At 51.4% G+C, this 2500-nt stretch carries 5 tRNA genes and 2 rRNA genes (2 of these 7 cut by a window edge); all 7 read right to left on the bottom strand.

Features of this window, described 5'->3' with window-relative positions:
- Nucleotide 1 (bottom strand) — tRNA-Gly (locus C9J31_RS00945); it reaches 74 nt to the left of the window's first position.
- 47 nt (nt 2–48) lie between these two features.
- Nucleotides 49–133: transfer RNA gene (locus C9J31_RS00940), tRNA-Leu, on the bottom strand.
- 21 nt (nt 134–154) lie between these two features.
- Nucleotides 155–230 (bottom strand) — tRNA-Lys (locus C9J31_RS00935).
- Nucleotides 231–237: 7 nt separating this feature from the next.
- Nucleotides 238–313: transfer RNA gene (locus C9J31_RS00930), tRNA-Thr, on the bottom strand.
- 3 nt (nt 314–316) lie between these two features.
- Nucleotides 317–392 (bottom strand) — tRNA-Val (locus tag C9J31_RS00925).
- A 10-nt stretch (nt 393–402) separates the two neighbouring features.
- Nucleotides 403–518: ribosomal RNA gene (gene rrf, locus C9J31_RS00920) — 5S ribosomal RNA — on the bottom strand.
- Between the two features lie 116 nt (nt 519–634).
- Nucleotides 635–2500: ribosomal RNA gene (locus C9J31_RS00915) — 23S ribosomal RNA — on the bottom strand; it runs 1063 nt beyond the window's last position.

The raw sequence follows: 2500 nt of genomic DNA, 5'->3' as shown, positions 1-2500 counted from the left end.
CATGTGCATAAGATTTATTTATCCTGGCAATTATGAAATTCTAAAAAATGGTGCGGGTGAAGGGAGTCGAACCCCCACGCCTTGCGGCGCTAGATCCTAAGTCTAGTGCGTCTGCCAATTCCGCCACACCCGCATATTTTGTTGGCAATTTAAATGGTGAGCCATGAAGGACTCGAACCTTCGACCCTCTGATTAAAAGTCAGATGCTCTACCAACTGAGCTAATGGCTCAAAACTATGGTGCCGGCTATAGGAATCGAACCCACGACCTACTGATTACAAGTCAGTTGCTCTACCTGCTGAGCTAAACCGGCATATGGTGGAGGATGACGGGCTCGAACCGCCGACCCTCTGCTTGTAAGGCAGATGCTCTCCCAGCTGAGCTAATCCTCCTGGGTATTATGCCTAGCGATGTCCTACTCTCACAGGGGGAAGCCCCCAACTACCATCGGCGCTAAAGAGCTTAACTTCCGTGTTCGGTATGGGAACGGGTGTGACCTCTTTGCCATCATCACTAGACTATTATTTAAAAGACAAATTTGATTATAACATATCTTGTTATAAATGCAAGTTTTTTTGAAAACTTTTTGTTCTTTCAAAACTGGATAAACGGCGCATTGAATGTTTCAAACATTTTGGTTAAGTCCTCGATCGATTAGTATTCGTCAGCTCCATGTGTCACCACACTTCCACCTCGAACCTATCTACCTCATCGTCTTTGAGGGATCTTACTTACTTGCGTAATGGGAAATCTCATCTTGAGGGGGGCTTCATGCTTAGATGCTTTCAGCACTTATCCCGTCCACACATAGCTACCCAGCGATGCCTTTGGCAAGACAACTGGTACACCAGCGGTGTGTCCATCCCGGTCCTCTCGTACTAAGGACAGCTCCTCTCAAATTTCCTACGCCCACGACGGATAGGGACCGAACTGTCTCACGACGTTCTGAACCCAGCTCGCGTACCGCTTTAATGGGCGAACAGCCCAACCCTTGGGACCGACTACAGCCCCAGGATGCGATGAGCCGACATCGAGGTGCCAAACCTCCCCGTCGATGTGGACTCTTGGGGGAGATAAGCCTGTTATCCCCGGGGTAGCTTTTATCCGTTGAGCGATGGCCCTTCCATGCGGAACCACCGGATCACTAAGCCCGTCTTTCGACCCTGCTCGACTTGTAGGTCTCGCAGTCAAGCTCCCTTGTGCCTTTACACTCTACGAATGATTTCCAACCATTCTGAGGGAACCTTTGGGCGCCTCCGTTACCTTTTAGGAGGCGACCGCCCCAGTCAAACTGTCCGCCTGACACTGTCTCCTGCCCCGCTAAGGGGCATGGGTTAGAATTTCAATACAACCAGGGTAGTATCCCACCGACGCCTCCTTCGAAGCTGGCGCTCCGAGATCTCTGGCTCCTACCTATCCTGTACAAGTTGTACCAAAATTCAATATCAGGCTACAGTAAAGCTCCACGGGGTCTTTCCGTCCTGTCGCGGGTAACCTGCATCTTCACAGGTACTATAATTTCACCGAGTCTCTCGTTGAGACAGTGCCCAGATCGTTACGCCTTTCGTGCGGGTCGGAACTTACCCGACAAGGAATTTCGCTACCTTAGGACCGTTATAGTTACGGCCGCCGTTTACTGGGGCTTCAATTCGCAGCTTCGCTTGCGCTAACCACTCCTCTTAACCTTCCAGCACCGGGCAGGCGTCAGCCCCTATACGTCACCTTACGGTTTTGCAGAGACCTGTGTTTTTGCTAAACAGTCGCCTGGGCCTATTCACTGCGGCTCTCATGCGCTTGCACGCTCAAGAGCACCCCTTCTCCCGAAGTTACGGGGTCATTTTGCCGAGTTCCTTAACGAGAGTTCTCTCGCACACCTTAGGATTCTCTCCTCGACTACCTGTGTCGGTTTGCGGTACGGGCACCTCTCACCTCGATAGAGGCTTTTCTTGGCAGTGTGAAATCAGGAACTTCGTCCTTAAAGGACTCGCCATCACAGCTCAACGTTACAGTGTGCGGATTTGCCTACACACACGCCTTACTGCTTGGACGCGCACAACCAACGGCGCGCTTACCCTATCCTACTGCGTCCCCCCATTTCTCAAACGGTGAGGAGGTGGTACAGGAATATCAACCTGTTGTCCATCGCCTACGCCTATCGGCCTCGGCTTAGGTCCCGACTAACCCTGAGCGGACGAGCCTTCCTCAGGAAACCTTAGTCATACGGTGGACGGGATTCTCACCCGTCTTTCGCTACTCATACCGGCATTCTCACTTCTAAGCGCTCCACCAGTCCTTCCGGTCTGACTTCAACGCACTTAGAACGCTCTCCTACCACTGACATCGTAGATGTCAATCCACAGCTTCGGTGAATCGTTTAGCCCCGATACATTTTCGGCGCAGCGTCACTCGACCAGTGAGCTATTACGCACTCTTTAAATGATGGCTGCTTCTAAGCCAACATCCTGGTTGTCTATGCAACGCCACATCCTTTTCCACTTAA

It is taken from the genome of Lysinibacillus parviboronicapiens (assembly GCF_003049605.2).
Taxonomy (GTDB): Bacteria; Bacillota; Bacilli; order Bacillales_A; family Planococcaceae; genus Lysinibacillus; species Lysinibacillus parviboronicapiens.
This window is presented reverse-complemented; position numbering and strand designations above follow the sequence as displayed.